Origin of the sequence: Mesorhizobium loti, from assembly GCA_014189435.1 — a bacterium.
GTDB lineage: Bacteria > Pseudomonadota > Alphaproteobacteria > Rhizobiales > Rhizobiaceae > Mesorhizobium > Mesorhizobium loti_G.
This window is the reverse complement of the sequence record CP050293.1, coordinates 2,245,334-2,269,990: the sequence shown is the minus strand read 5'-3', so window position 1 is coordinate 2,269,990 and position 24,657 is coordinate 2,245,334. Positions and strand designations below refer to the sequence as shown.

General features: G+C 62.3%; 20 protein-coding genes and 1 pseudogene. 7 read left to right on the top strand and 14 right to left on the bottom strand.

The genetic code is table 11. From position 1 onward, the window contains the following. Positions 1 to 197: 197 nt before the first annotated feature. From HB777_10885 to HB777_10870, 4 genes are all read right to left on the bottom strand, one after another. Complete coding sequence (locus HB777_10885) at positions 198 to 2,021, bottom strand: ABC transporter ATP-binding protein (protein QND64365.1); 1,824 nt, start codon at positions 2,019 to 2,021, stop codon at positions 198 to 200. A gap of 362 nt (positions 2,022 to 2,383) precedes the next feature. After that, positions 2,384 to 2,794 carry a GNAT family N-acetyltransferase gene (locus HB777_10880; protein QND64364.1) on the bottom strand — a complete coding sequence of 137 codons (411 nt, stop codon included), beginning with the start codon at positions 2,792 to 2,794 and terminating at the stop codon, positions 2,384 to 2,386. A gap of 36 nt (positions 2,795 to 2,830) precedes the next feature. After that, the gene (locus HB777_10875) at positions 2,831 to 4,549 is read right to left on the bottom strand and encodes an NAD+ synthase (protein ID QND64363.1); all 1,719 of its coding nucleotides are present in this window, start codon (positions 4,547 to 4,549) and stop codon (positions 2,831 to 2,833) included. A gap of 129 nt (positions 4,550 to 4,678) precedes the next feature. Beyond that, on the bottom strand, positions 4,679 to 5,395 hold the full coding sequence (locus HB777_10870; GenBank protein QND64362.1) for a DNA-3-methyladenine glycosylase I: 717 nt from the start codon (positions 5,393 to 5,395) through the stop codon (positions 4,679 to 4,681). Between the two features lie 94 nt (positions 5,396 to 5,489). Between HB777_10870 and HB777_10865 the strand changes: the two genes are divergently transcribed. Both HB777_10865 and HB777_10860 read left to right on the top strand, forming a co-directional pair. After that, positions 5,490 to 6,053, top strand: coding sequence for a DUF1003 domain-containing protein (locus tag HB777_10865; GenBank protein ID QND64361.1), 564 nt, complete (start codon positions 5,490 to 5,492; stop codon positions 6,051 to 6,053). Further along, positions 6,050 to 6,637: a DedA family protein gene (locus HB777_10860; protein QND64360.1), complete on the top strand. Its 588-nt coding sequence runs from the start codon at positions 6,050 to 6,052 to the stop codon at positions 6,635 to 6,637. Before HB777_10865 ends, HB777_10860 begins: the two co-directional genes overlap by 4 nt. A 39-nt stretch (positions 6,638 to 6,676) precedes the next feature. Here HB777_10860 and HB777_10855 read toward each other — a convergent pair whose 3' ends face one another. The 3 genes from HB777_10855 to HB777_10845 all read right to left on the bottom strand — a co-directional run bounded on the left by HB777_10855 (position 6,677) and on the right by HB777_10845 (position 8,165). After that, positions 6,677 to 7,264: a hemerythrin domain-containing protein gene (locus HB777_10855; protein ID QND64359.1), complete on the bottom strand. Its 588-nt coding sequence runs from the start codon at positions 7,262 to 7,264 to the stop codon at positions 6,677 to 6,679. Between the two features lie 40 nt (positions 7,265 to 7,304). After that, on the bottom strand, positions 7,305 to 7,664 hold the full coding sequence (locus HB777_10850; GenBank protein QND64358.1) for a diacylglycerol kinase: 360 nt from the start codon (positions 7,662 to 7,664) through the stop codon (positions 7,305 to 7,307). 81 nt (positions 7,665 to 7,745) lie between these two features. Next, positions 7,746 to 8,165, bottom strand: coding sequence for a GFA family protein (locus HB777_10845; GenBank protein QND64357.1), 420 nt, complete (start codon positions 8,163 to 8,165; stop codon positions 7,746 to 7,748). Between the two features lie 402 nt (positions 8,166 to 8,567). On the opposite strand from HB777_10845, the gene HB777_10840 reads away from it, so the two are divergent. The 3 genes from HB777_10840 (at position 8,568) to HB777_10830 (ending at position 10,839) form a co-directional block, all read left to right on the top strand. Then, entirely contained in the window at positions 8,568 to 9,638 is a 1,071-nt protein-coding gene (locus HB777_10840) for a diguanylate cyclase (protein QND64356.1), read from the top strand. 99 nt (positions 9,639 to 9,737) lie between these two features. Further along, entirely contained in the window at positions 9,738 to 10,112 is a 375-nt protein-coding gene (locus HB777_10835) for a DUF2384 domain-containing protein (GenBank protein ID QND64355.1), read from the top strand. Next, a complete protein-coding gene (locus HB777_10830) occupies positions 10,072 to 10,839 on the top strand; it encodes an RES family NAD+ phosphorylase (GenBank protein ID QND64354.1) in 768 nt (255 codons plus the stop codon). Before HB777_10835 ends, HB777_10830 begins: the two co-directional genes overlap by 41 nt. 69 nt (positions 10,840 to 10,908) lie before the next feature. Here the strand turns inward: HB777_10830 and HB777_10825 are convergent, their stop codons facing one another. The 3 genes and pseudogenes from HB777_10825 to HB777_10815 all read right to left on the bottom strand — a co-directional run bounded on the left by HB777_10825 (position 10,909) and on the right by HB777_10815 (position 16,273). Beyond that, the gene (locus HB777_10825) at positions 10,909 to 12,282 is read right to left on the bottom strand and encodes a 3-deoxy-7-phosphoheptulonate synthase class II (protein QND68732.1); all 1,374 of its coding nucleotides are present in this window, start codon (positions 12,280 to 12,282) and stop codon (positions 10,909 to 10,911) included. A gap of 134 nt (positions 12,283 to 12,416) precedes the next feature. Continuing rightward, a complete protein-coding gene (gene mfd, locus HB777_10820; protein QND64353.1) occupies positions 12,417 to 15,914 on the bottom strand; it encodes a transcription-repair coupling factor in 3,498 nt (1,165 codons plus the stop codon). A gap of 72 nt (positions 15,915 to 15,986) precedes the next feature. After that, a pseudogene (locus HB777_10815) lies at positions 15,987 to 16,273 on the bottom strand (succinate dehydrogenase assembly factor 2). A 92-nt stretch (positions 16,274 to 16,365) separates the two neighbouring features. Here HB777_10815 and recG point away from each other — a divergent pair. Beyond that, positions 16,366 to 18,474: an ATP-dependent DNA helicase RecG gene (gene recG / locus HB777_10810; GenBank protein ID QND64352.1), complete on the top strand. Its 2,109-nt coding sequence runs from the start codon at positions 16,366 to 16,368 to the stop codon at positions 18,472 to 18,474. Here recG and HB777_10805 read toward each other — a convergent pair. Next, positions 18,426 to 19,181, bottom strand: coding sequence for a DUF502 domain-containing protein (locus tag HB777_10805; protein QND64351.1), 756 nt, complete (start codon positions 19,179 to 19,181; stop codon positions 18,426 to 18,428). The genes recG and HB777_10805 overlap by 49 nt on opposite strands. A gap of 225 nt (positions 19,182 to 19,406) precedes the next feature. Further along, a complete protein-coding gene (gene glmS, locus HB777_10800) occupies positions 19,407 to 21,230 on the bottom strand; it encodes a glutamine--fructose-6-phosphate transaminase (isomerizing) (GenBank protein ID QND64350.1) in 1,824 nt (607 codons plus the stop codon). A gap of 210 nt (positions 21,231 to 21,440) precedes the next feature. On the opposite strand from glmS, the gene HB777_10795 reads away from it, so the two are divergent. Further along, the gene (locus HB777_10795) at positions 21,441 to 21,809 is read left to right on the top strand and encodes an ADP-ribosylation/crystallin J1 (protein QND64349.1); all 369 of its coding nucleotides are present in this window, start codon (positions 21,441 to 21,443) and stop codon (positions 21,807 to 21,809) included. Positions 21,810 to 21,812: 3 nt separating this feature from the next. On the opposite strand, the gene glmU is transcribed toward HB777_10795, so the two are convergent. Both glmU and HB777_10785 read right to left on the bottom strand, forming a co-directional pair. Then, positions 21,813 to 23,189: a bifunctional UDP-N-acetylglucosamine diphosphorylase/glucosamine-1-phosphate N-acetyltransferase GlmU gene (gene glmU / locus HB777_10790; protein ID QND64348.1), complete on the bottom strand. Its 1,377-nt coding sequence runs from the start codon at positions 23,187 to 23,189 to the stop codon at positions 21,813 to 21,815. Positions 23,190 to 23,745: 556 nt separating this feature from the next. Further along, positions 23,746 to 24,492: a cytochrome c biogenesis protein CcdA gene (locus HB777_10785; protein ID QND64347.1), complete on the bottom strand. Its 747-nt coding sequence runs from the start codon at positions 24,490 to 24,492 to the stop codon at positions 23,746 to 23,748. Positions 24,493 to 24,657 lie beyond the last annotated feature (165 nt).

Sequence of the window (24,657 nt, the reverse complement as noted above, 5' to 3'; positions counted from 1 at the left end):
CAAAAACTCAAGATCGGAAAAGGACTTCACAGGCAGATTGGTTCGGCCGACATATGCTGAGCGACAGCGGCATCGGACGTCTCCGGTTTGCCGATGTGCTCGCAACAGGTTGGGTTCCGCCCTGCGATTGCGCCCCCTGCCTGGCTGACAGCGCCTGATAGAGGCGGCCTCCGGCCGAAGCCGGAGGCCACCCCAGGTCAAATCACCAGACCCTTGGTCAGCTCCAGCGCCTGGCGCTCGAACAGGCGGCGGTAGATACCGCCCTTCAGCCGGATCAGTTCGTCATGCGAGCCTTCCTCGACGATCTTGCCGCGATCGAAGACCAGCAGCCTGTCGAGCGCCCGCACCGTCGAAAGCCGGTGCGCGATGACCAGCGTCGTGCGGCCGACCATCAGCCGCTCCATCGCCTGCTGGATCAGCACTTCCGACTCCGAATCAAGGCTCGATGTCGCCTCGTCGAGGATCAGGATGCGCGCATCGGCAAGGAACGCGCGTGCGATCGCCACGCGCTGACGCTCGCCGCCCGACAGTTTCACACCGCGCTCGCCGACCAGCGTGCCATAACCCTTCGGCAGGCTGGTGATGAAGTCGTGCGCGCTCGCCAGCTTTGCGGCGTGCTCGATCTCATCTTGCGTCGCACCCGGCCTGCTATAGGCGATGTTCTCGGCCAGCGACCGGTGGAACAGGATCGGCTCCTGCTGGACGATGGCGATCTGCCCGCGCAGCGACGCCTGCGCCACTTGCGAGATGTCCTGGCCGTCGACCAGGATCCTTCCCGCATTGACGTCATAGAGCCGCTGGATGAGCTTGACGAAGGTCGTCTTGCCCGAACCCGAATGGCCGACCAGTCCGACACGTTCACCCGGCGCGATATCGACCGAAAAGTCGCGATAGAGCGCCAATCGGTGATTGCCGTAGTGAAAGGTGACGTTGTCGAAGCTGATCCGTCCTTCAGTGATGCGGATCGGCTTGGCGCCGGGCCGGTCCTCGATGCCGAGCGGTTCGGACTGGAAATCGACCAGCTCCTCCATGTCGTTGATCGAGCGCTGCAGATTGCGGATATGCGTGCCGATATCCCTGAGATAGCCCTGCAGCACGAAGAACGAGGTCAGCACAAAGGCGACGTCGCCGGCGCTTGCCTGTCCCCACGACCACAGCATCAGCGCAAGGCCGATCACCGCCGCGCGCATGACCAGCAGCAGCGCCCCTTGCGTGGTGCCGTTGATGGTGCCGCGCACCCAGGTGCGCCGCGTGCGCGCACGCCATTTGGCGACGACCCTGGCGAGGCGGTGCTCTTCGCGCTCCTCGGCGCCAAAGCCCTTGACCACGGCGTTACAGCTGACCGCGTCGGCCAGCGAGCCGCCGAGGCGCGTGTCCCAGGTGTTGGCGAGCCTTGCCGCCGGCGCGACATAACCAAGCGACAGCATCGCCGTCACCATGATGAACAACACCGAGCCGGCGGCAACCACCGCGCCCATCAGCGGCCAGAACCAGCCGAGCAGCAGCGTCGAGCCGACCAGCATGACGATGGACGGCAGCAGCGCGATGAGGATCGTGTCGTTGAGCAGGTCGAGCGCCCACATGCCGCGCGTCACCTTGCGCACGGTCGAGCCGGCAAAGCTGTTGGCATGCCAGTCGGTGGAAAAGCGCTGGACGCGATGGAAGGCGTCGGCGGCAATGTCCGCCATCATCTTCAGCGTCAGCTCAACGATCGCCATGAACGCAAGGTTGCGCAAGACAACGCCGGTCAATGCCAGGGCCATCAGCATCGAAAACGCCGTCATCGCGGCATTCCAGGCAATCGTGTCGGCGCCGGCGCTGCTGGCGACGGCGTCGACCAGCCGGCCAGAATAGAGCGGCGTCAAAACGTCGGCCAGCGTCGACAGCAGGAAGCCGCCCATGATCAGCGAAAGCCGCCACGGCTGGCGCCGCCAATGGGTGAGCGTGAAACCAAGAACGCTGCGAAAGGCGCTCGCGCGCAAATCGATCTTAAAACGAGCCATGATGTCATTCGGGCGCAAACGAGCCCGATCCCAGTAAAGTCGAAAATTGAAAACCGCGCTGGGGCAATGCGCCCAGGCATGCGGAGGTTCGGCATAGGTGACGGCGCCCGATTTATCGGGTGGCGACCGGCATCGGCATAAGCCCGTACTCGACCCGGCATCGGCGCGAAGGGCAAACCTTCGCCGGACGCCAGGTGAGACCTAAGCTTCGCGGCCTCGCATTACCATTTGAAATACTGCCATTCGGACCTCCCGCAAGACAATTGCGGAGCGGCCCTTATAGAGACGCTCGGGCAGATCGCCAAGACGGGCTCTCGCCGAAAGCGTATCTGGTCCAACCACTGCGATTATTTTGCAACAACGGCGGCAAGCCGCGCGCCTCATTCAGGAATGCGATCCAAGCGCATGTAGCGACCGTCGGTCGATGGCTTGAACCCGAGCTTTTCATACAAACCATGGGCATCGCTGGTCGACAGGCTCCAGTGGAAAACCGTCCTGACTTCCGGATGATCGATCAGGGCCTGGACGAGGCGGCTGCCGATGCCCTGCCCGCGATGCTCGGGCCAGATGATGATATCGGCGAGATAGGCGAACACCGTACGGTCCGTGATCGCCCGCCCGAAGCCGACTTGCTTGCCATCGATGTAGGCGCTGACGCAAAGCGAATTGGCAAAGGCGCGGCGATGGACCTCGTCACTGCGCCCGGCGCCCCAATAGCTCGCCATCAACAGGTCGGATGTCGCCCGGAAATCGATCCGTGACGGGTCGAAGCTGATTTCACAGTCGGGCATGGCTATCTCCGGCTGCGGCATGGCGCGAACTTTCGGTCAGGAAACCGTGTCCAGCCGATCCCTGAACCGGTTGGTGATGGGATAGCGGCGGTCGCGCCCGAAGTTCTTTTTGGTGATCTTCACACCAGGTGCTGCCTGCCGGCGCTTGTATTCGGCGATGTAGAGCAGGTGCTCAATGCGCGTCACCGTCGCCCGGTCATGGCCGCGCGCGACGATGTCGTCGACGCCCATCTCGTTCTCGACCAGGCATTCGAGGATATCGTCCAGCACCGGATAGGGCGGCAGCGAATCCTGGTCGGTCTGGTTCTCGCGCAATTCCGCCGACGGCGCCTTGTCGATGATGTTCTTCGGGATCACCTCGCCGGAGGGGCCAAGTGCGCCCGGCGGCACGTGGCTGTTGCGCCAGCGCGACAGCGCATAGACCTGCATCTTGTAGAGGTCCTTGATCGGATTGAAGCCGCCATTCATGTCGCCATAGAGCGTGGCATAGCCGACCGACATCTCGCTCTTGTTGCCGGTGGTGACGACCATCGAGCCGAACTTGTTGGAGATCGCCATCAGGATGGTGCCGCGCGCGCGGCTCTGCAAATTCTCCTCGGTGATGCCTTCCTTGGTGCCTTCGAACATCTGCGTCAGTGCGTGCAGAAAGCCTTCGACTGGCTCGAAGATCGGCACGATGTCATAGCGGCAGCCGAGCGCGCGGGCGCAATCCTCGGCATCTTTCAGCGAGTCCTTCGAGGTATAGCGGTAGGGCATCATCACCGCGCGCAGCCGCTCCTCGCCGAGCGCATCGACGGCCAGAGCCGCGCAGATCGCCGAATCGATGCCGCCGGACAGACCAAGCACGACGTTCTTGAAACCGTTCTTGTTGACGTAGTCGCGCAGGCCCAGCATGCAGGCGCGATAGTCGGCTTCCTCCCGTTCCGGGATTTTCGACATCGGCCCTTCCGAGCAGACCCAGCCTTCGGAGTTTCCGTTTTGCGCGCCTGCGGCGTCGCGGGTCCTCTTCCAGGTGGTGACGTCGACTGCTTCCTCGAACTGGCTCATCTGGAAGGCAAGTGTCTTGTCGGACCCTATGGCGAACGAAGCGCCGTCAAAGATCAGCTCGTCCTGGCCGCCAAGCTGGTTGGCATAGATCATCGGCAGTCCGCACTCGATGACCTGACGGATGACGACCTGGTGGCGAACATCGATCTTGGCGCGATAATAGGGCGAACCGTTCGGCACCAGCAGGATTTCCGCACCGCTTTCGGCCAGCGTCTCGCAGATGTCGACATCGCCCCAGATGTCCTCGCAGATCGGAATCCCGATGCGCACGCCGCGGAAATTGACCGGTCCCTGGATCTCCGGTCCGGCCTGGAAGACGCGCTTCTCGTCGAACTCACCGTAGTTCGGCAGATCGAGCTTGTAGCGCTCGGCAATGATCTTGCCGCCATCGGCGAAGATGATCGAATTGTGCGTGCCACTCTTGCGCTTCAGCGGCGTGCCGATGATGACGCCCGGGCCGCCATCGGCGGTATCCCTGGCGAAATCTTCTGCCGCCTTTTCACAGGCTTTCAGGAAGGCCGGCTTCAGCACCAGATCTTCCGGCGGATAGCCGGCGAGGAAAAGCTCGGTGTAGAGCACGAGATCGGCGCCCTGGCGGGCGGCATCCGCCCTCGCCTCGCGTGCCTTGGCGAGGTTGCCTGATATGTCGCCAACAGTCGGATTGAGCTGGGCGACGGCGATGCGCAGGATGTCGAGCTTCTTGGTCATGCCTGCTGACTTAGCGCGGCAAAATTCGCCGGGCAATGGCGTTCGTTTGGACCACTTCGGATCGAATGACGAATGTCATTTGCCACCATCGACATTCGTCATTCGGTCAGGACACGAGACGGCCTTGTATCAGTCGTCGCCCATATATTCGCGCAACGCTTGCGGCGAATGGTTCTCGCCGATCGACATCGCCAGGATGCGCGAAATATGCCGGCGCGGCAGGCCTGTCTGCGCGACCCACTGATTGATCTGCGCCTGGATCTTGTCGAGATCCCTCTTCGAAGTCGGGCTTTCGGCGATGTCGAGGCCGGCGTCGCGCAGAGCCGCGGCCATATCGCCTGAGATGACAAAGGCGTCCCAGCCCAGCCAGCGCAGGAAATACTGGCCGGTGTTGCCGCCGAGCCGGCTGCCATGCTTGCCGAGATAGGCCATCAGCCCGACCTGGTCGTCGGCCGGCCAGTTGGCGAGGAATTCGCCGAAGCCGCCATGCTCCTTCGACACGCGCTCGACAAAGGCCGCATTTTCGCGAACGGATTTGATCTTCTGCGGATTGCGCACGATGCGCTGATCGGAAGCCAGATCGTGCCAGAAATCATCGGGTTGGAACAACAGCCGCTTCGGTTCGAAGCGCAGAAACGCCTCTTCGAAACCTGGCCATTTCTGCTCGATGACGCGCCAGACGAAACCGGCGGCGAAGACGCGCTCGGCCATAACGGACAGAATGCGATTGTCCGCAATGTCAGCCACGGCGGCATTGTCGGGCGCCGGACCCAGCAGTGACGTCAGTTCCTCCTCGCCGCCTTTGCGTTTTGCAGCGCGTGCGCGGATTTTTGCGAAATCGGGCATTCTGCTTGCATCCTCACGTCGTGCTTTTGACGAACCGGCATCTTCCTATATGGAAACCAGGCTGCCAAGCCGATGCTTTTGTATGGAGACATCCATGAACAAGACCGTGCCCGAACTGGCCAATCGCTGGCTGAAGCGAAACCCGGAGAATTTGAGCGAGCTTGAGAGGCGGGTGCTGCAGAGTACCGTCGACCGCAAGCCCATATCGCAGGACATCAACGACAGTCTTGCCGGCCTTCAGGGCGCGGGCGACCGTATCGCAGATGCCATTGCGCGCGTCGGCGGTTCGTGGACGTTCATCCTGTCCTTTATCGCCTTCCTGATCCTCTGGATCGGTGCCAATTGGTGGCTGCTGGGGCAAGATTCGTTCGACCCCTACCCCTTCATCTTCCTCAACCTCGTCCTCTCGATGATCGCCGCCTTGCAGGCGCCGGTGATCATGATGTCGCAGAACCGCCAGGCGGCGCGCGACCGCATCGACGCCGCCCATGACTACGAAGTCAATTTGAAGGCCGAGATCGAGATCATGGCGCTGCACGAAAAGCTGGACGAGTTGCGCCACAGCCAGATCATCGGCATGCGCGACGAGATCGCGCAGATAGCCGAACAGCTGAAGCGGATCGACGAACGGCTCACCCCCCAGACCCAACCCTCATGACGCAGGCCATCCATCATTTCATCGAACAGTATGGACTGCTTGCCGTCTTTATCGGCTGCCTCGCGGAGGGCGAAAGCGCCGCCATCCTCGGCGGCTTCTTCGCCCACCAGCAGGTCTTTGTCTTGTGGCACGCCTTCCTCGCGGCTGGCCTCGGCGCCTTCGTCGGCGATACCTTCTTCTTCATCCTTGGACGAAGCTTTGCCGACCATCGCTACGTCGTCAGATTGCGCAGGCGGCCCGGCTTTCGCCGTGCCTTTCGCCTGCTCAACACCCATCCAAACATTTTCGTGCTGTCCAACCGCTACGTCTACGGCATGCGCCTTGTCGGCGGCGTCGCGGCCGGGCTTTCCAATATCCCCGCGCCGCGCTTCGTCATCCTCAACGCCATTTCATCGGTGATCTGGGCGGTGCTGTTCAGCACGATCGGTTATGTCTTTGGACTGGGGGCCGAACACTTCATCGGCCAGGCGTTGATGCGTCATGAGCGATTGCTGGTCGGGCTTGGTATCGGCCTGACGGTGGCGATCCTTGCCTGGTTCGTCGCCCGTCACATTGCCAAGAAGGAGCGCGCCAAAGAGAGCTGATCTGGACCTTGAGATTCAGGGCGGGCCGTCAGGCACGTCCTAGTCTACGCCGAGCGCGACATCACCCCGATCGAGGATCAGCGGAATGATCAGGTCTTCCTCGTCGGCAAGATGCCGGGTCAACATGGCGATCAGCCGGCTGTTTTCGTCGGCATAGGCGTCGGCGGCGAAGCGCTGTCTGTCCTCGCTCTCCTGCAGCGTCTTGATGAAGGCATTGGCCGCCTCGGCATTGCGCTGCAGCCCTTCATGGATGGTGTGGTGGTCGGCATCGAGAATCTCGAAGCCGCGCTTCAGCCGGGGCTCGGCCTTGGTGAAGACCGGGAAATATTGGTAATCCTCGACATTGTGGTGGCCATCGAGATTACCGAGAAAATGGTTGAGGCGAGGCGCGAACCAGCGCGCGAAGTCGGGCGCCGTCAGCCTGCCCTCGCGATAATCGCCAATGCCCTTGGTCAGCATGCCGCCGAGTTCGCGGAACATGTCGTGCCGCTGCAGCCACATATTGGCGATGCCGCGGATGTTGGCATGGTCCTGCCAGTTTTCACGCGGGTATTTTTCGACGAGCCAGCGCAGATCGTCCGGCAGGCCTTTGCGTTCCAGAAGCAGAAAGTTGGTGGCTTCAGACATGACGGTTTCCTTTGGTAACCGACATGTAGGAACTGAAGCATCAGATCGGTAGCCCCGTGATCCGCTCGATGATGGCGATGCCCCAGACGCCGGCAACGATGAGCACCGAAATCAGCACCGCCAGCGAACCGCAGTCCTTGGCCAGTTGGATGTCGACATTGAACTCGCGGCTGAAAGCATCGCACGCCGCCTCGATGCCGGTGTTCAGCACTTCGACCATGATCAAGAGCAGCACCGCGCCGATCAGCAAGGCATAGCCGCGCCACGAGATCGAAACGAACCAGCCGAGCGGCAAGGCCAGCGCCAGCAGCATCAGCTCCTGCTGGAAAGCCTTTTCGCTGACGGCCAGTTTGCGAAACGCCCGCACCGAATTGAAATAAGCGTCGATCAGCCGCTGCATGCCAAACCCCTTTCCGAATCACCGGCACGGGATAATGCAATGGCTGGCCAGATCAATGGAATACGGCGACTTATCCCAGATTCATTCGTCCGCCACCTTGATTGACGGCGTCGACTTTTCGAATTGCGGCAGCGTGTCATCGATCGAATAGTAGTCGCCCTTGTCGCCGACAAAGATGTGGCATTGGCCCCTGAGATCGGTCGGTTCGTCGAACGATCCCGCAAGAACCGAGACATAGGCGTCTTCGCGCGGCTTCCAAAACAGCACCGACCCGCATGTCTTGCAAAACCCGCGCCTGGCGAAAGCCGATGCTTCGTACCAGGTGATGCTTTCCGTGCCTTCGATCACGATATCGGCGTCGGCGACATTGGTCGCGGCATAGAAATGTCCGCTCTGCTTGCGGCATTGCGAGCAATGGCAATAGATGACGCCGCGCAGCGCCCCGCGCGTCCTGAAGCGAACCGCTCCGCACAGACACGCTCCCGTGTGATTGTCGCTCATCTCGACCCCTTCCTGAAGAAAAAATTGCCCGCATTCAGGATTCCAGCTTTGCGGCACCCACACGCAAGCAAATGCGACATGTATTGGCGCGGCGAATCCGAAATTCAGTTTCATTTTCAAGAGCGCAATGCGCGAATTTCGGATTCAAGGCCGCCAAACTGGCGTCGGTATGGATTGTTGTGCGCGGATTGAAGCTTCTACAGCCGCAGGTAGGGAAAAACGTGCCCGTTTCTTACAAATTAAGGAAACTTTAGCGCTGGCGCATTTATGGTCACGGCAAGCGAAGGCCGTGGGTGGGGACGCATCCTTCGTAAATTGCTCTGAAGTGCCTGTCGCATTCCCCAGGTCGGCGACAAAGGGAACCCGCGAATTCTGCGGCGGAATCCGAGGGGAAGAATCAAAATGCAGCCGGTACCTGTCCCGACCGAACGAAGCACCGACATCGCAGCCACTGCTGTTGCCACAATGCGCCAGCTGGGCGTACTTGGCCTGCCGCGCAACTACGAGATTTTCTACGAGGCCCTGAGCGGCACCAATCGCGAACTCAGCCTCGCCGTCGTTTCGCTGAGCAGCCGGCCGACACAAGATGAGCTGGATCAGATCGGACGCACTTTCTTTGCCCATAACCATGGTCCCGGCATCGTCGAGCATGCCAGGGACGTCATTGCCAGGGAGCTCGAGGAAGTCGCTTCGCTGTTGAGGAGCGAGCGCAGCCACATCGAGAAATACGGCCGGATCCTCGATGAGACATCGAGCGGCCTCAGTGGCCGCAGCCTTCTCTCTCAGGATCTTTTGCAGAAGATCGCCAACGCCATGGCGATTGCCACCAATTCGACGATCGACCACGGCCGGCAGGTGGCCTCGACGCTCAGCGACAAGACGGCCGAACTCGAGAGCGTCAAGTCGAAGCTCGAGGAGTACAAGCGGCTAGCCGACACCGATCCCTTGACCCACATCTGGAATCGCCGCGCCTTCGACAAGGAAATCACCAGGATCTACAACAGCAACAAGGGTATCCTGTTCAACGCCTTGGTCCTTGCCGACATCGATCGCTTCAAGGACATCAACGACCGCTACGGCCACCCGGTCGGCGACAAGATCATCCAGATCATCGCCGACATCTTCCAGACCAGCATCCGCGGCGACATGTTCGTCGCCCGCACCGGCGGCGAGGAGTTCGCGCTGATCATCGAGGGCGCCAGCGAGGACGCCACCTATGAGATCGCCGAGCGCATTCGCGCCCTGATCGAGCAGACGCCGTTCACCAGCAGCCAGACCGGCACGAATTACGGCACCGTCACCGTCTCGATGGGCATCTGCATGGCATCCGAGGCCGAGGGCCCGGAGGATCTCTATACCAAGGCCGACCGGGCGCTCTATCGTTCGAAGGTCAGCGGCCGCAACCGCGTCACCAAGCACTCGATGATGGCTGGCCGGGCCGGCAAGAGCTGGCTTCTGTACAAGAAGGACTGAGCTTCTCCGTCGGTCGCTCCTCAGGATTGTTTTGCATCCGCACCTTTCCATATGAATTTTTGTGGACTATATTTTCCACAGAAATAGGAAGGCATCGCCATGCAACCTCAAACCGCTGCCAAAACAGCCGAGAATGCAGTCCTGACCAAGGCAACGCTGCGCGCGGCTGATCTGCTGGACATCACCGCCAGGATGCTGGCCTCGGTGATCGGCGTTTCGGAGGCCACGGTTTCGCGCATGCGCAGGGACGAATTCCTGCTCGAGCGCGGCACCAAGCCATTCGAGCTCGCCGTGTTGTTCGTCAGGCTGTTCCGCTCGCTCGACGCCATTGTCGGCGGCGACGCGGCTGTCGCCCGGGCATGGCTGAAGAACGCCAACACGGCGTTCGATGCCGCTCCGCTTGAAAAAATCCTCACCATCACCGGGCTTGTCGATGTCATCGCCTATCTGGACTCCCGACGCGCTCTCGTCTGAAGCCGTCGGCATCGACGGCAAATACTGGCGTATGGTCGAGGCGCAGCACCATGTCTCGACGCTCAAGATCGTCGACACGCTCGACGAGCAGGCGATGCTGGAAGACCTGATCGAGGAAACCAAGCCGCAGATTCCCCTCGAATGCCGCCATCTCCACTATCTCCTGGCGACGCCCTTCCGCTACGGCTCGGTCTATCCGCACGGTTCGCGCTTCCGCCGCGCCGGCAGGACCAAGGGCGTCTACTATGCGGCCGAGACCATGATGACCGCGGTGGCCGAAATGGCCTTCTACCGGCTGCTGTTCTTTGCCGAGTCGCCCAAAACACCCTGGCCGAGCGACGCCGCCGAATACACGGCCTTTGCCGCCGCGATCAAATGCGCCGAGGCAGTCGATCTCACCCGGCCGCCGCTCGATCGAGACGCGGCGGCATGGACGCATCCGGCCGACTATGCCGCTTGCCAGGCCATTGCCGACGTCGCCCGCGAGGCCGGGCTGGAGGCAATCCGCTACCGCTCGGCACGCGACCCCAAAGGCGCCAACATCGCGCTGCTGACCTGCCGCGGCTTTGCCAAGGCCAAGCCGATGGAGCCGCAGACCTGGCGCATCCGGCTCGGCGCGTTCGGCGTGCAGGCGATCTGCGAATTTCCGGAAAAACGGATCGAATTTTCCAGAACCGCCTTTGCCGATCCCCGTCTAACCGACTTGCGCTGGGAACGCGGGCACTGAGCCGAAAACGAAAAAGGCGCCGGATGTCTCCAGCGCCTTTTCATGGGTTCATTCAGATCGCGGCGAAAATCAGCCGTTGACGGCCTGCTTGTGCTGCACCGGGTGGCTCTTCTTCAACAGATCCGAGACCAGGAACGCCAGTTCGATCGCCTGGTCGGCGTTAAGGCGCGGATCGCAATGGGTGTGGTAGCGGTCCTGCAACTCCTCGGCGGTGATGGCGCGCGCGCCACCGGTGCATTCGGTGACGTTCTTGCCGGTCATCTCGACATGGATGCCGCCCGGATGCGTGCCTTCGGCGCGGTGCACCTCGAAGAAGGTCTGCACCTCCTTCAGGATGCGGTCGAACGGCCGCGTCTTGTAGCCGGCGGCCTCGATCGTGTTGCCGTGCATCGGGTCCGACGACCACACCACGCTGCGGCCTTCCTTCTGCACCGCGCGCACCAGCTTGGGCAGGTGGTCGGCGACCTTGTCGGAGCCGAAGCGGGCGATCAGCGTCAGCCGGCCGGGCTCGTTTTCAGGATTGAGCAGGTCGATCAGCTCCAGCAAGCCGTCCGGCGTCAGCGACGGGCCGCATTTCAGCCCGAGCGGGTTCTTGATGCCGCGGCAATATTCGACATGCGCATGGTCGGGCTGGCGGGTGCGGTCGCCGATCCAGATCATGTGGCCAGAGGTGGCATACCAGTCGCCGGAGGTTGAATCGACGCGGGTGAGCGCCTCCTCGTAGCCGAGCAGCAGCGCCTCGTGGCTGGTGTAGAAATCCGTCTCGCGCAGCGCGTAATTGGTCTCCGAGGTGATGCCGACGGCCTTCATGAAGTCCATCGTCTCGGTGATGCGGTTGGCGAGAGACTCATACTTCTCACCCTGCGGGCTGTCGGACACGAAGCCGAGCATCCAGCTATGCACGTTCTCCAGGCTGGCATAGCCGCCCTGCGCGAAGGCGCGCAACAGGTTGAGCGTCGCCGCCGACTGGCGGTACGCCATCTCCTGGCGTGCGGGATCGGGAATGCGCGACTTGGCGTCGAACTCGATGCCGTTGATGATGTCGCCGCGATAGCTGGGCAGCGTCACGTCGCCCTTGGTCTCATTGTCGGAGGAGCGCGGCTTGGCGAACTGGCCGGCGACGCGGCCGACCTTGACCACCGGCTGCGCGCCGGCGAAGGTGAGCACCACCGACATCTGCAGGAAGACGCGGAAGAAGTCGCGGATGTTATCCGCGCCATGCTCGGCAAAGCTTTCGGCGCAATCGCCGCCCTGGAGAAGGAAGGCGTCACCGGCTGCGACAGCCGCAAGCTGCTTCTTCAGCTTGCGCGCCTCACCTGCAAAAACCAGCGGCGGAAAGGTTGCGAGCTGGGCTTCCGTGTTCTTCAGCGCGGCAAAGTCCGGATAGGCAGGAACCTGCTTGATCGGCATCGCTCTCCAAGAATTCGGCGACCATTTCGTCATCGCTGCACCCAACGCTCTTTCCAGCGGCCTGTACTCCGCCATTCCCGCCCCCATATGGGGATCGCGGCTCCATACACGAAGCCGATTTCCTATTCTAGACCGGAATTCAAGCGCTGGCGAATGTGCCGGCTACGCTAAGCCGCCTTCTCCACCAGCCGCGCCAGCTGGGTCATGACGACCGCGGAGCCCGCCAGCCGCTTCTCGGCCGTTGGCCAATCGCGCACGAAGACGACGCTGTGGTCCGGCCGGATCTTGGCCAGCGAGCCCTGCTCGCCGATGAACCGGACCAGCCCGACCGGGTTGGAGAATTCGCGCTTGCGGAAATGGATGACGACGCCTTTCGGCCCGGCGTCGAGCTTCTCGACATTGGCCTTGCGGCACAGCGCCTTGATGAAGACGATCTTCAACAGATGCTTCACCTCCTCCGGCAGCGGGCCAAAGCGGTCGATCAGCTCGGCGCCAAAGGCGTCGATTTCCTCGGTGTTTTCGAGATCGCCGAGGCGGCGATAAAGCGCCAGCCTGAGCTGCAGATCCGGCACATAGCTCTCCGGAATCATCACCGCCGTGCCGACGGCGATCTGCGGCGACCAACCGCCATCCTGCACTTCGCCGGAATCCTTCACCTCGGCGACAGCCTCTTCCAGCATCTGCTGGTAGAGTTCGAAACCGACCTCCTTGATGTGGCCGGACTGTTCTTCACCGAGAAGATTGCCGGCGCCTCTGATATCGAGGTCGTGGCTGGCCAGCTGGAAGCCTGCGCCCAGCGTGTCGAGCGATTGCAGCACCTTGAGCCTCCGCTCGGCGGTGTCGGTTAGCTTGCGGTTGGCCGGCAGCGTGAACAGCGCATAGGCGCGCACCTTCGAGCGGCCGACGCGGCCGCGCAACTGGTAGAGCTGCGACAGGCCGAACATGTCGGCGCGATGGATGATCAGCGTGTTGGCGGTCGGGATGTCGAGGCCGGATTCGACAATCGTCGTCGACAACAGCACATCGTACTGGCCGTCATAGAAGGCATTCATAATGTCGTCGAGTTCGCCCGGCGGCATCTGGCCATGGGCCACCGCCACCTTCAGCTCAGGCACGGATTCTCTTAGGAAATCATGGATTTCCGCCAGATCGCTGATACGCGGAACGACATAGAAGGAATGCCCGCCGCGATAGCGCTCGCGCAGCAGCGTCTCGCGAATGACCAGCGGATCGAAGGGCGATATGAAGGTGCGCACCGCCATACGGTCGACCGGCGGCGTGGCGATCAGCGACAGCTCGCGCACCCCGGTCAACGCCAGTTGCAGCGTGCGCGGGATCGGCGTCGCCGACAGCGTCAGCACGTGCACATCGGTCTTCAGGTCCTTCAACCGCTCCTTGTGCTTGACGCCAAAGTGCTGCTCCTCGTCGATGATCAGCAGGCCAAGATTCTTGAAAGAGATCGCGGAACCGAGCAGCGCGTGGGTGCCGATAACGATGTCGACCTGCCCTTCGGCGATGCCTTTCTTGGTTTCGGCCAGTTCCTTGGCGCCGACCAGCCGCGAGGCCTGGCCGACACGAATCGGCAGGCCGGAAAAGCGCTGCGAAAACGTCTTGAAATGCTGGCGCGACAACAGCGTCGTCGGTACCACCACCGCCACCTGAAACCCTTCCATCGCGGCGATGAAGGCGGCGCGCAGCGCCACTTCTGTCTTGCCGAAACCGACATCGCCGCAGATCAGCCGGTCCATCGGCTTGCCGGCGGCCAGATCGTCGCGCACCGAGTCGATCGCCGTCTGCTGGTCGTCGGTCTCCTCATAGGGGAAGCGGGCGGCGAACTCGCCATAGAGGCCTTCGGCCGGCACCAGTGGCGGTGCGGAGCGCATCTGCCGCTCGGCGGCGATGCGGATCAGCTGCCCGGCCATGTCGAGCAGACGCTTCTTCAGCCGCGCCTTGCGCGACTGCCAGGCGCCGCCGCCAAGCTTGTCCAACGTCGCTTCGGCTGAGTCAGAGCCGTAGCGCGACAGAAGCTCGATGTTCTCGACCGGCAGGAACAGCCGGTCGTCGCCGGCATAGTGGATTTCCAGGCAATCATGCGGCGCGCCGACTGCTTCGATGGTGCGCAGGCCGATGAAGCGGCCAATGCCGTGGTCGGCGTGGACGACAATATCGCCGGCCGACAGCGCCGAGGCCTCGGCAATGAAATCGGAGGGACGCTTCTTGCGCTTCGAACGGCGGATCAGCCGGTCGCCGAGAATGTCCTGTTCGGCGACGACGACAAGTTTTTCGGTCTCGAAGCCGGATTCGAGCGGCAGCACGGCCAAGGCCGCCTGCCCCGGCTCGAGCTTTTCGGCTTCCGCCAGCGTTGCAACCTGCTTGAGGTTGCCGAGATGGTGTTCGGCAAGGATCTGGCCAAGCCGGTCGAGCGAGCCTTCGGTCCAGCCGGCAACAACAATGCGGCGGCGCGCCGCGCGCTCATTAGCGATGTGTTTGACGACGACATCGAACACATTGGCGTTCGGGTCGGCGCGCTCCTCGACAAAGCTGCGGCCGTGGCGCGAACCGGCATGGTAGACCTTTTTCGCACCGGCATCGGGTGCGTCGAACGGCGTGAAATCGATCGCTTCACGTGGCCCGAGCGAGGCGATCAGGTTTTCCGGAGAGAGATAGAGCAGGTCCGGCGGCACCGGCTTGTAGGGCACGGCATCCTTCAAGGCACCATCGGCCTGCTTCCTGCGCGCCTCGTAATGGTCAAGGATCAGCGTGTGGCGCTCGGCCAGCGCCTCATGCGCCAGATGGTCGAAAATAACAGGCGTGTCGGGCAGATAGTCGAACACGGTCTCCAACCGCTCGTAGAAGAACGGCAGCCAGTGCTCCATGCCGGCGAAGCGACGCCCTTCGCTGACCGCCGCATAGAGCCCGTCATCGCGCTGCGGCGCGCCAAAAGCTTCGATATAGGAGCGGCGGAAGCGGCTGATGGTTTCCGGCGTCAGCGCCACTTCGCTCATCGCCTGCAGCGCCATCGACTTGCGCTGGCCAGTGGTGCGCTGGGTGGCTGCATCGAAGACGCGGATCGATTCCAGCGTGTCGCCGAAGAAATCGAGCCTGAGCGCTTCGGTCCAGCCGGGGGCGAACAGGTCGAGAATGCCACCGCGCACAGCGAACTCACCGATGCCGCGCACCGTCGGCACGCGCTCGAAACCGGATGTTTCCAGCCGCGACACGAGTACGTTCATGTTGATCTGGTTGCCGGGCCTGGCATGAAAAGTCTGTGCCTCGACCAGCTCGGACGGCGGAATGCGCTGCAACAATGCATTGGCGGTGGTGAGGATGACGGCGCGGTGCGGCTTCTTCGCCAGCGCGATCATGGCGGTCAGCGCATCGAGGCGCTTGGCGGCCGCATCCGAGCCGGGCGAGACGCGGTCGTAGGGCAGACAGTCCCAGGCCGGCAATTCCAGCACGGGCAGGCCTGGGGCCGCGAAGGACAGCGCCTCGATGATCGCCGGCAGCCGCTGGCCGTCGCGTGCCACGAACAGAACCGGCTTGTCGGGCGCGATCTCGAGTGCCGCCTGCACCAGCGCAAAGGCTTCGTAGCCGTCGGCGACGCCGTCGACGATGAACTGGCCGGCGCGGCCTTTCGGCAGACCGATGGTGGGAATGAGGCTCATGAAATCACGGTCTTGTTTTATCGCAACTCCGAACGGAAAACCGCTTCGCACTTTTCCTGGAATTGCTTGTGTTCAGAAAGTCATGGTTCGGCGGGACGCCAGGATCTTTGCAGGACGGCGCAGTCGATATCCGCCGTCACCGGGCGTTCGCCAGTGATCATCGGCAGGAATTCAGTGTCGGGAATGTCGAGGAGCCTCTCATATTGGTCGATTTCCTCGTTGGTCAAGGCACCGATCTCAGCGTCGGCGAAAGTGCCGAGGATCAGGTCCATCTCGCGCATGCCGCGATGCCAGGAGCGAAACAGAAGCTTGCGGCGGTGGGCGTCCAGCCCCTCGCTTGATCTCGTCGTTCCGGTCATTGTGCCGCATCCTCACTTGCTGCGGCGCATATAGCGTGGATAGAAGGTGCTGTCAGCCTTGCGCTGTAGCCGTCGCGACATAAGCTGACATCATGCGTCCTTCCATCCTCGATCCGCTGTTTGTCCCGATCACCTCGCTTGCCGGCGTCGGGCCGAAGGTCGGTGCCCTGATCGAGAAAGTCGTCGCCGCCGATCTGGGTGATCGCGCGGCGCGCGCGGGCGACCTTCTGTTCGTGCTGCCGCACACCGTCATCGACCGCCGCAGCCGGCCTGGTATCGCTGGCTCCGCGGAAGGCCAGATCGTCACGCTCGATGTGCGCATCGACCGCCACCAGCCGCCGCCGCGCGGCAACAAATCGGTGCCCTACCGCGTCTACGCCCATGACGACACCGGCGAGATCGCGCTGACCTTCTTCCATGCCCATGCTTCCTATCTGGAAAAGGCGATGCCCGAGGGCGAGCATGTCGTGGTCTCCGGCCGCATGGAATGGTTCAACGGTCGCCCGAGCATGGTCCACCCCGACCATATCGCGCTGGCCAGCGAAGCGGAGAACCTGCCGCTGGTCGAACCGGTTTATCCGCTCACCGCCGGGCTCTCGGGCAAGGTGCTGCGCCGGGCGATCGGCCAGGCGCTGGCGCGCGTGCCCGAATTCCCCGAATGGCAGGATGGCGCCTTCATGCGCCGGCACACCTTTGCAGCCTTCGGCGATGCGCTCGCCCGCATCCACAATCCGGCCGATCCGATCGATGTCTCCGTCGACGGCGCCGCCTGGCGGCGCCTCGCCTATGACGAGTTGCTGGCGGGCCAGGTCTCGCTGGCGCTGGTGCGGGCAAAAGTCCGTCGCCTGTCCGGGCGTCCCCTGGTCGGCGACGGCAGCATCGTCGAAAAACTGCGCGAGGCCCTGCCCTATTCGCTGACCGCTTCCCAAGAATTCGCGCTGGCCGAAATCAATGCCGACCTTGCCGATCCAGAGCGCATGCTGCGGCTTTTGCAGGGCGATGTCGGTTCCGGCAAGACGGTTGTCGCGCTGCTGGCCATGGCGCGTGCCGTCGAGGCCGGCGGCCAGGCGGCGCTGATGGCACCGACCGAAATCCTGGCGCGCCAGCATCTGGCAACGATCACGCCGCTGGCCGCAAAGGCCGGGCTGCGCATCGCCATCCTCACGGGGCGCGAGAAGGGTCGCGAGCGCACCGACACTCTGGCCGGCCTGGCAAGCGGCGAGATCGACATCGTCGTCGGCACCCATGCGCTGTTCCAGGACACGGTCACCTTCCACGACCTGGTCTTCGCCGTCATCGACGAGCAGCACCGCTTCGGCGTCCACCAGCGGCTTGCCATCACCGCCAAGGGCGATGCGCCCGACATGCTGGTGATGACCGCCACCCCCATCCCGCGCACGCTGGTGCTGACCGCCTTCGGCGACATGGACGTGTCGAAGCTGACGGAAAAGCCGGCTGGCCGCCAGCCGATCCGCACCGTCACCTTGCCTCTGGAAAGATTGGACGAACTGGTCGGCCGCATGGTCGACGCCGTCGCAGGTGGCCAGAAGATCTACTGGATCTGTCCGCTGGTCGAGGAATCCGAAGAGATCAAGCTGATGTCGGCCGAGGACCGTTTTGCTTCGCTGAAACCATTGTTCGGCGACCGTATCGGCCTCGTCCACGGCCGCATGAAGGGCGCCGACAAGGACGAGGCGATGCGCGCCTTCAAGCAGGGCGAGACACGCATCCTGATCGCCACCACGGTCATCGAGGTCGGCGTCGACGTACCGGACGCCACCGTCATGGTCATCGAGCACGCCGAGCGCTTTGGCCTGGCCCAGTTGCACCAGTTGCGCGGCCGGGTCGGGCGCGGTGACAAGCCCTCCTCCTGCGTGCTGCTCTACAAGGACCCGCTCGGCGAGACCGCGAAACGCCGGCTGTCGGTGATGCGCGAGACCGAGGACGGGTTCCTGATCGCCGAAGAAGATTTGAAGCTGCGCGGCGAAGGCGAACTTCTGGGCACCCGCCAGTCCGGTACGCCGGGCTTCCAGGTGGCGCGCATCGAGGCGCACGCCGATCTTCTGGAGGCTGCCCGCGACGATGCCAGATTGGTCCTGTCACGCGATCCGGAGCTGCAATCGCAGCGTGGCGAGGCGTTGCGCCTGCTGCTTTACTTGTTCGGCCGCGACGAGGCCGTGCGGCTCTTGCGCGCCGGCTGAGCCAGGGCGGCAACCGACGGGTTGGCCAGCACTCCCTCGATCGGCTCGCCGTTCACGACAACCATCTGCTTGACCTCGGGCGCCACCAGCCCGGCCGAGACGATCAGCTTGGCGCCGTCCTCGATCGTCATGTCGAGCAGGACGATATCCGACTTCGGCACATACATCAGAAAGCCGGTCGTTGGATTGGGCGTGCACGGCATGAACACGGCGATCAGCGGATCGCCTTCCTGATCAAGCTTCTGGTTGATCTCGGTTTCCTTCTCGCTGGCGACGAACACCAGCGACCACACGCCCTTGCGCGGATATTCGACCAACCCGACCTGGCGGAACATGTCGCCCTTGTTCGACAGCACGGTCTCGAAAATCTGTTTCAGCGAACCATAGATGCCGCGCACCAGCGGCATGCGGCCAAGCAGCCGCTCGCCGAAATTGACGATGGCGCGGCCGACAATGTTGGCCGTCAGAAAACCGATCAGCGTGATCAGGATGAGCGCCACGATCAGCCCGAACCCCGGCACCGGAAACGACAGGTAGGTGTCGGGGCTGTAACGGGCCGGAATATAGGGTTTCACCCAGGAATCGACCCAGCCGATGAACGACCAGGCGATGTAGGCGGTGATCGCCAATGGCGCGCAGACGATGAAGCCTGTGAGGAAATAGTTCCTCAGCCGGGTCATGCCGGAGGTCTTGGGAGCATCGGCCATGGTTCACCGGGGGCGCGGGTTGCAGCGCAACATAGTGAACCAGGGAGCGCATTGGAACTGCGAAGTTTTTAAAGGGTCGATTATGCCGCCACTTCCAGCGGTTCAATCCAAACGGAAGCAGCACACGTTCGCGATTAGCCGAAACATCCTTCCCTTCGTCATCCACGGGCGGAGCAAGAAGCGAAGCGACGCAGACCCGAGGATGGGATGACGAAAGGATGAGACCTACTCCACCGTCACCGATTTCGCCAGATTGCGCGGCTGGTCGACGTCGGTGCCCATGAACACGGCGGTGAAATAGGCCAGCATCTGGATCGGCAGCGCGTAGATGATCGGCGAGATGATTTCCGGCACGTCGGGCAGCACGATCGTCTCCATCGTCTTCACGCTCGTCAGTGCCGCCCCCTTGCTGTCGGTGATCAGGATGATCTTGCCGCCGCGCGCCGCCACTTCCTGCATGTTCGACACGGTCTTTTCGAAGATGCGGTCATGCGGCGCGATGACGATGACCGGCATGTTCTCGTCGATCAGCGCGATCGGCCCATGCTTCAACTCGCCCGCGGCATAGCCCTCGGCATGGATGTAGGAGATTTCCTTGAGTTTTAGCGCGCCTTCCATGGCCAGCGGGAAATTGGTGTCGCGGCCGAGATAGAGCACGTTCTTGTAGTGCGCGAGGTCGCGCGCGATCTTTTCGATCTGATGGTCGAGCTTCAGCACCTGGTTGGCAAAGCGCGGCGCCTCCGACAGTTCGCGCACGAAGGTCTTTTCCTGCTCCTTCGAAATCGTGCCGCGCGCCACGCCGGCGCGCACGGCAAGCGATGCCAGCACCGACAGCTGGCAGGTGAACGCCTTGGTCGAGGCAACGCCGATCTCCGGCCCGGCGAGCGTCGGCAGCACCACGTCGGATTCGCGCGCCATGGTCGATTCGCGCACGTTGACGACCGCGCCGATCTTCATCCCCGCCTTGCGGCAGTAGCGCAGCGAAGCCAGCGTGTCGGCGGTCTCGCCCGATTGCGAGATGAAGAATGCGGCATCGTTCTTCGATAGCGGCATTTCGCGGTAGCGGAATTCGGAGGCGACATCGATGTCGACCGGCAGCCGCGCATAGCGCTCGAACCAGTATTTGCCAATTAGGCCGGCGAGATAGGCGGTTCCGCAGGCCGAAATCGCAAGCCGGTCGATCTTGGCGAAATCGAAAGGCAGGTCGAGCGGCTTGGACACACCGCCGACGAAATCCAGATAATTCGCCAGCGTGTGCGAGATCACCTCGGGCTGTTCATGGATTTCCTTCTCCATGAAATGGCGACGGTTGCCCTTGTCGACCATGAAGCTGGTCGACAGCGACTGCTGGCGCTTGCGGTCGACCTTTGTGCCGTCGATATCGAAGATCTCAACACCGTTGCGGCGCACCACCGCCCAGTCGCCATCTTCCAGATAGGTGATCGAGTTGGTGAAGGGGGCGAGCGCGATGGCATCGGAGCCCAGGAACATCTCGCCATCGCCATGGCCGACGGCCAGCGGCGGGCCATTGCGAGCACCAACGATCAGGTCTTCATCGCCCTTGAACATGATCGCCAGCGCAAAGGCGCCTTCCAGCCGCTTCAGCGCCTGATGCGCGGCCTCGACCGGCTTCAGCCCTTTGGCCAGTTCGCGCGCCACCAGATGGGCGACGACCTCGGTGTCGGTCTGCGACGAGAAGGAATAGCCGTCGCGGATCAGTTCCTCGCGCAATTCGGCGAAATTCTCGATGATGCCGTTGTGGACGATGGCGACGCCGTCGGAAAAATGCGGATGCGCATTGGTCTCGTTGGGCACGCCATGCGTCGCCCAGCGCGTGTGGCCGATGCCGATCGTGCCATCGAGCGGCTCGTTTTTCAGCAAGCGTTCGAGGTTGACCAGCTTGCCTTCAGCGCGGCGGCGGCCGAGCTCACCATGCTCGATGGTGGCGACACCGGCCGAGTCATAGCCGCGATATTCCAACCGCTTCAGCGCATCGACGATGAGCGGCGCAACCTGCGAGTGGCCGACAATTCCAACGATACCGCACATGCAGAAAGCCCCCGATTCCCCATGGAAAACCAGCGCTATTTAGGGATGGCCGGCCTGCCGTGAAAGTCACATTGCATTTCGTCCCGTGTAATGGAACGCTTCTTGCTCGCATGCACCATGACAGACCGCTCTTGCAATCCGGTTACTGCAATCATTCGGTTTTTCAGCCATTCGGTTCTCGTTCGGGAAATATTTGGCTAAGCTTGAACCATGAATGAAGCCAAAACCACCGTTACACTCTGGCGCCCGGTCGGACCCAAAGAGCTAGGGCTCATCGAAGAATCGGACATGCGTGCGTTTCCACCGCGCCTGCCCGAACAGCCGATTTTCTATCCGGTCCTATCAGAAGCCTATGCCGTGCAGATCGCGCGTGACTGGAATGTGCCCGCCAGTGGCGCGGGTTTCGTCACGCGATTTGAGGTGCTGAAAAGCTTCCTCGATCGATATCGGGTCGAACACGCCGGCAGCAGAGCGCATCTGGAATACTGGATTCCCGCCGAAGACCTGGATGATTTCAACAAGGCCATCGTCGGTAAGATCGAGGTGACCGCCACTTTCGGTCAGAGCGCCGCCCGCTAACAGCTAATGGTCGGCGCCGGCCGCCTTCTTCTTCGCCGCCGCGGCCGAAGCAAAGCGCTCGCGCAACTCCTTGCCCTTGCCCGGGATCGTCTTTTGGCGGGCGCGGCCGAAGGCCAGCGCGTCGTCGGGCACGCTTTCGGTGATCACGCTGCCCGAGGCGATGTAGCCGCCCTTGCCGATGGTGACAGGCGCCACCAGCGACGAATTCGAGCCGACAAAAGCGCCCTCGCCGATGTCGGTGAAGAATTTCGAGTAGCCGTCATAATTGCAGGTGATGGTGCCGGCGCCGATATTGGCACCTGCGCCCACCCGGGCATCGCCGATATAGGTCAGATGGTTGACCTTGGCGCCCTCTTCGATAACCGCCTGCTTGACCTCGCAGAAATTGCCGACTTTTGCCTTGGTCTTCAGGTCGGCGCCTGGTCGCAGCCGCGCATACGGCCCGACTTCGCAATTGGACGCAATGGTGGCGCCTTCGATATGGCTGAAGGCATGGATCTTGGCGCCGGTGGCGATCTTCACACCCGGACCAAACCAGACATTGGGCTCGACGATCGTATCAGTGCCAATCTCGGTGTCGTGCGAGAAATACACGGTTTCCGGCGCAATCAGCGTCACGCCTGACAGCATCGCTTCATGGCGGCGACGAGCCTGCCAAATACCTTCGGCCTGCGCCAGTTCAGCGCGGTTGTTGATGCCGAGCGCGCTTTCGAAGCTGGCTTCGGTGGCAACGACATCGAGGCCCCGCGCGCCGGCGATCTCGACAATGTCAGTCAGGTAATACTCGCCCTTGGCGTTCTTGTTGCCGACCGCATCGAGCAGCTTCAGCGCATGGGCGCCGGCCACCGCCATCATGCCGGCATTGCAGAAGGTTATTTTCCTCTCCTCCTCGGAGCAATCCTTCTCCTCGCGGATGGCGACCAGCTTGCCGTCCTTCTCGATCAACCGGCCATAACCGGTCGGACTGGGCGGACGGAAACCGATCACCACGACGGCCGCCCCTTCCGCCAGTTTCAACCGCGCCACGGTCAGCGCATCCGCGTCGATCAGCGGCGTGTCGCCGAACATCACAAGGATATCGTCATAACCCCTTGATATCGCTTCGCGAGCGGCCAGAACGGCATGCGCGGTGCCAAGGCGCTTTTCCTGCACGAAGGTCTCGGCCTTCGGCGCAAACTTCGCCGCCGCCTTGCGCATCTCGTCCGCGCCATGGCCAATCACCAGCGCCTGGCTACCGGCGCCGGCGGCTTCGGCCGCCTTCACCACATGGGCCACCATCGGCAGCCCGGCAATCTGGTGCAGCACCTTCGGCAGCACGCTCTTCATGCGCGTGCCTTCGCCGGCGGCGAGAATGACGGACAGGCAGGATCGTTGGCTCATGGATGGACAACCATATGAAAAGGGTTGGGAATCAAGACAGGATAGCAGTGGCGCCATGCTGCACCAATGCGGTTAAATTCCGGTGAGATGGTGGAGCTGCTGAGCCAATCCACACACAACAGATACTAAACCCTCTAGAATTAGATGGCACCCGTTCGATGCAGCCAATCATAGATAGTTGTGCTGTCGGCCAGAACCCCGACGATATCTATCAGGCACACCCCAAGAGCAAGAGCAGAGTAGAAGCGGCTAGGCTGGATTTTTTTCGACTTGCGAGGCGCCATGACACAGTTCTCCATTTAATCTTTGGAGACGGTCTGTTCGGGCCGATTTCTTATGTTGGCAGATTTTCGGCAGATGGCAAAGTGGCTGCGCCCCAGTAGCCAGTCTAAAATACCGCTAAAGTCGCGTCGTGAGGCGGCTAAGTCGTTGTTCTTTCTCGTTGACCTACTGATTTTGAGTCAGCGGGTCCAACCGCGAAAACGGGTAGAAAATCAACGGGTTGAATTTTATCCACAGCAAATAGGCAGTCTCACGGTCTCACGAGTTGCCGCGTTTACCCCAGCCGCCCCAGCACCGGGAAATTCTCCAGCAGCCAGTAGGACACGGTCTGCACGCCACCGGTGAGGAAAAACACGCCGGCGACGACCAGCAGCGCGCCGATCGCCTTTTCGACGCGGCCGAGATGGACGCGGAATTTGCCGAGGAAGCGCATGAAGGCGCCGGAAAACAGCGCCGCGATCAGGAACGGGATGCCCAGTCCGAGCGAATAGGCGGCAAGCAGCAAAGCGCCCTCGCCCACCGTTTCGCGGCCGCCGGCCAGCGTCAGGATCGGGCCCAGCACCGGACCGATGCAGGGCGTCCAGCCGAAGGCGAAGGCCAGCCCCATGACATAGGCCGCGACCGCGCTTGCCGGCTTGCCCTGCGACTGGAAGCGCGCCTCGCGCGACAAAAGCGGAATGCGCAGGACGCCAAGGAAGTTCAGGCCCATCAGGATGATCAGCACGCCGGCGCCCATCGCCAGCGGCTCTTGCCAGACACGCAGCAGCCGGCCGATGGTCGAGGCGCCGGCGCCCAGCGCGACAAAGACGGTCGAGAAGCCGAGCACGAAGGCGATCGAGGAATAGAGCAGCGCACCGCGCGCGCCTTCCCTCGCCGTAGTTCCCGCATTGCCACGAAAATCGTCGACCGACACGCCGGCCATGTAACAGAGATAGGGCGGCACCAGCGGCAGCACGCAAGGCGACAGGAACGAGATCGCTCCTGCCCCGACCGCGCTGACATAGCCGATGTCCAATGCCATTTCTCAGAACTCCAATGCCGTGCCGCCGATATAGCGATGCGCAGCCTTGTCCACCAATCACCATTGTGTTGGCAAGATCATCTCTTGCCGATGCACCTGCCGGGGAAGAAACAGCAGCCCGCGGGCGTTGATACAGCGAGACCGCGATTTCCCGTGCGTCTCCAG

Bases quoted from the DNA above. Each gene is read 5' to 3' on its own strand.
- HB777_10865 (QND64361.1), top strand. From the start codon at position 5,490: ATGAACAAGACCGTGCCCGAACTGGCCAATCGCTGGCTGAAGCGAAAC.
- HB777_10825 (QND68732.1), bottom strand. From the start codon at position 12,282: ATGACGAAATGGTCGCCGAATTCTTGGAGAGCGATGCCGATCAAGCAG.
- HB777_10875 (QND64363.1), bottom strand. From the start codon at position 4,549: ATGACCAAGAAGCTCGACATCCTGCGCATCGCCGTCGCCCAGCTCAAT.
- HB777_10845 (QND64357.1), bottom strand. From the start codon at position 8,165: ATGAGCGACAATCACACGGGAGCGTGTCTGTGCGGAGCGGTTCGCTTC.
- HB777_10830 (QND64354.1), top strand. From the start codon at position 10,072: ATGTCATCGCCTATCTGGACTCCCGACGCGCTCTCGTCTGAAGCCGTC.
- HB777_10795 (QND64349.1), top strand. From the start codon at position 21,441: ATGAATGAAGCCAAAACCACCGTTACACTCTGGCGCCCGGTCGGACCC.
- HB777_10870 (QND64362.1), bottom strand. From the start codon at position 5,395: ATGCCCGATTTCGCAAAAATCCGCGCACGCGCTGCAAAACGCAAAGGC.
- HB777_10860 (QND64360.1), top strand. From the start codon at position 6,050: ATGACGCAGGCCATCCATCATTTCATCGAACAGTATGGACTGCTTGCC.
- HB777_10805 (QND64351.1), bottom strand. From the start codon at position 19,181: ATGGCCGATGCTCCCAAGACCTCCGGCATGACCCGGCTGAGGAACTAT.
- HB777_10880 (QND64364.1), bottom strand. From the start codon at position 2,794: ATGCCCGACTGTGAAATCAGCTTCGACCCGTCACGGATCGATTTCCGG.
- HB777_10840 (QND64356.1), top strand. From the start codon at position 8,568: ATGCAGCCGGTACCTGTCCCGACCGAACGAAGCACCGACATCGCAGCC.
- glmU (QND64348.1), bottom strand. From the start codon at position 23,189: ATGAGCCAACGATCCTGCCTGTCCGTCATTCTCGCCGCCGGCGAAGGC.
- HB777_10855 (QND64359.1), bottom strand. From the start codon at position 7,264: ATGTCTGAAGCCACCAACTTTCTGCTTCTGGAACGCAAAGGCCTGCCG.
- glmS (QND64350.1), bottom strand. From the start codon at position 21,230: ATGTGCGGTATCGTTGGAATTGTCGGCCACTCGCAGGTTGCGCCGCTC.
- mfd (QND64353.1), bottom strand. From the start codon at position 15,914: ATGAGCCTCATTCCCACCATCGGTCTGCCGAAAGGCCGCGCCGGCCAG.
- HB777_10835 (QND64355.1), top strand. From the start codon at position 9,738: ATGCAACCTCAAACCGCTGCCAAAACAGCCGAGAATGCAGTCCTGACC.
- HB777_10785 (QND64347.1), bottom strand. From the start codon at position 24,492: ATGGCATTGGACATCGGCTATGTCAGCGCGGTCGGGGCAGGAGCGATC.
- recG (QND64352.1), top strand. From the start codon at position 16,366: ATGCGTCCTTCCATCCTCGATCCGCTGTTTGTCCCGATCACCTCGCTT.
- HB777_10850 (QND64358.1), bottom strand. From the start codon at position 7,664: ATGCAGCGGCTGATCGACGCTTATTTCAATTCGGTGCGGGCGTTTCGC.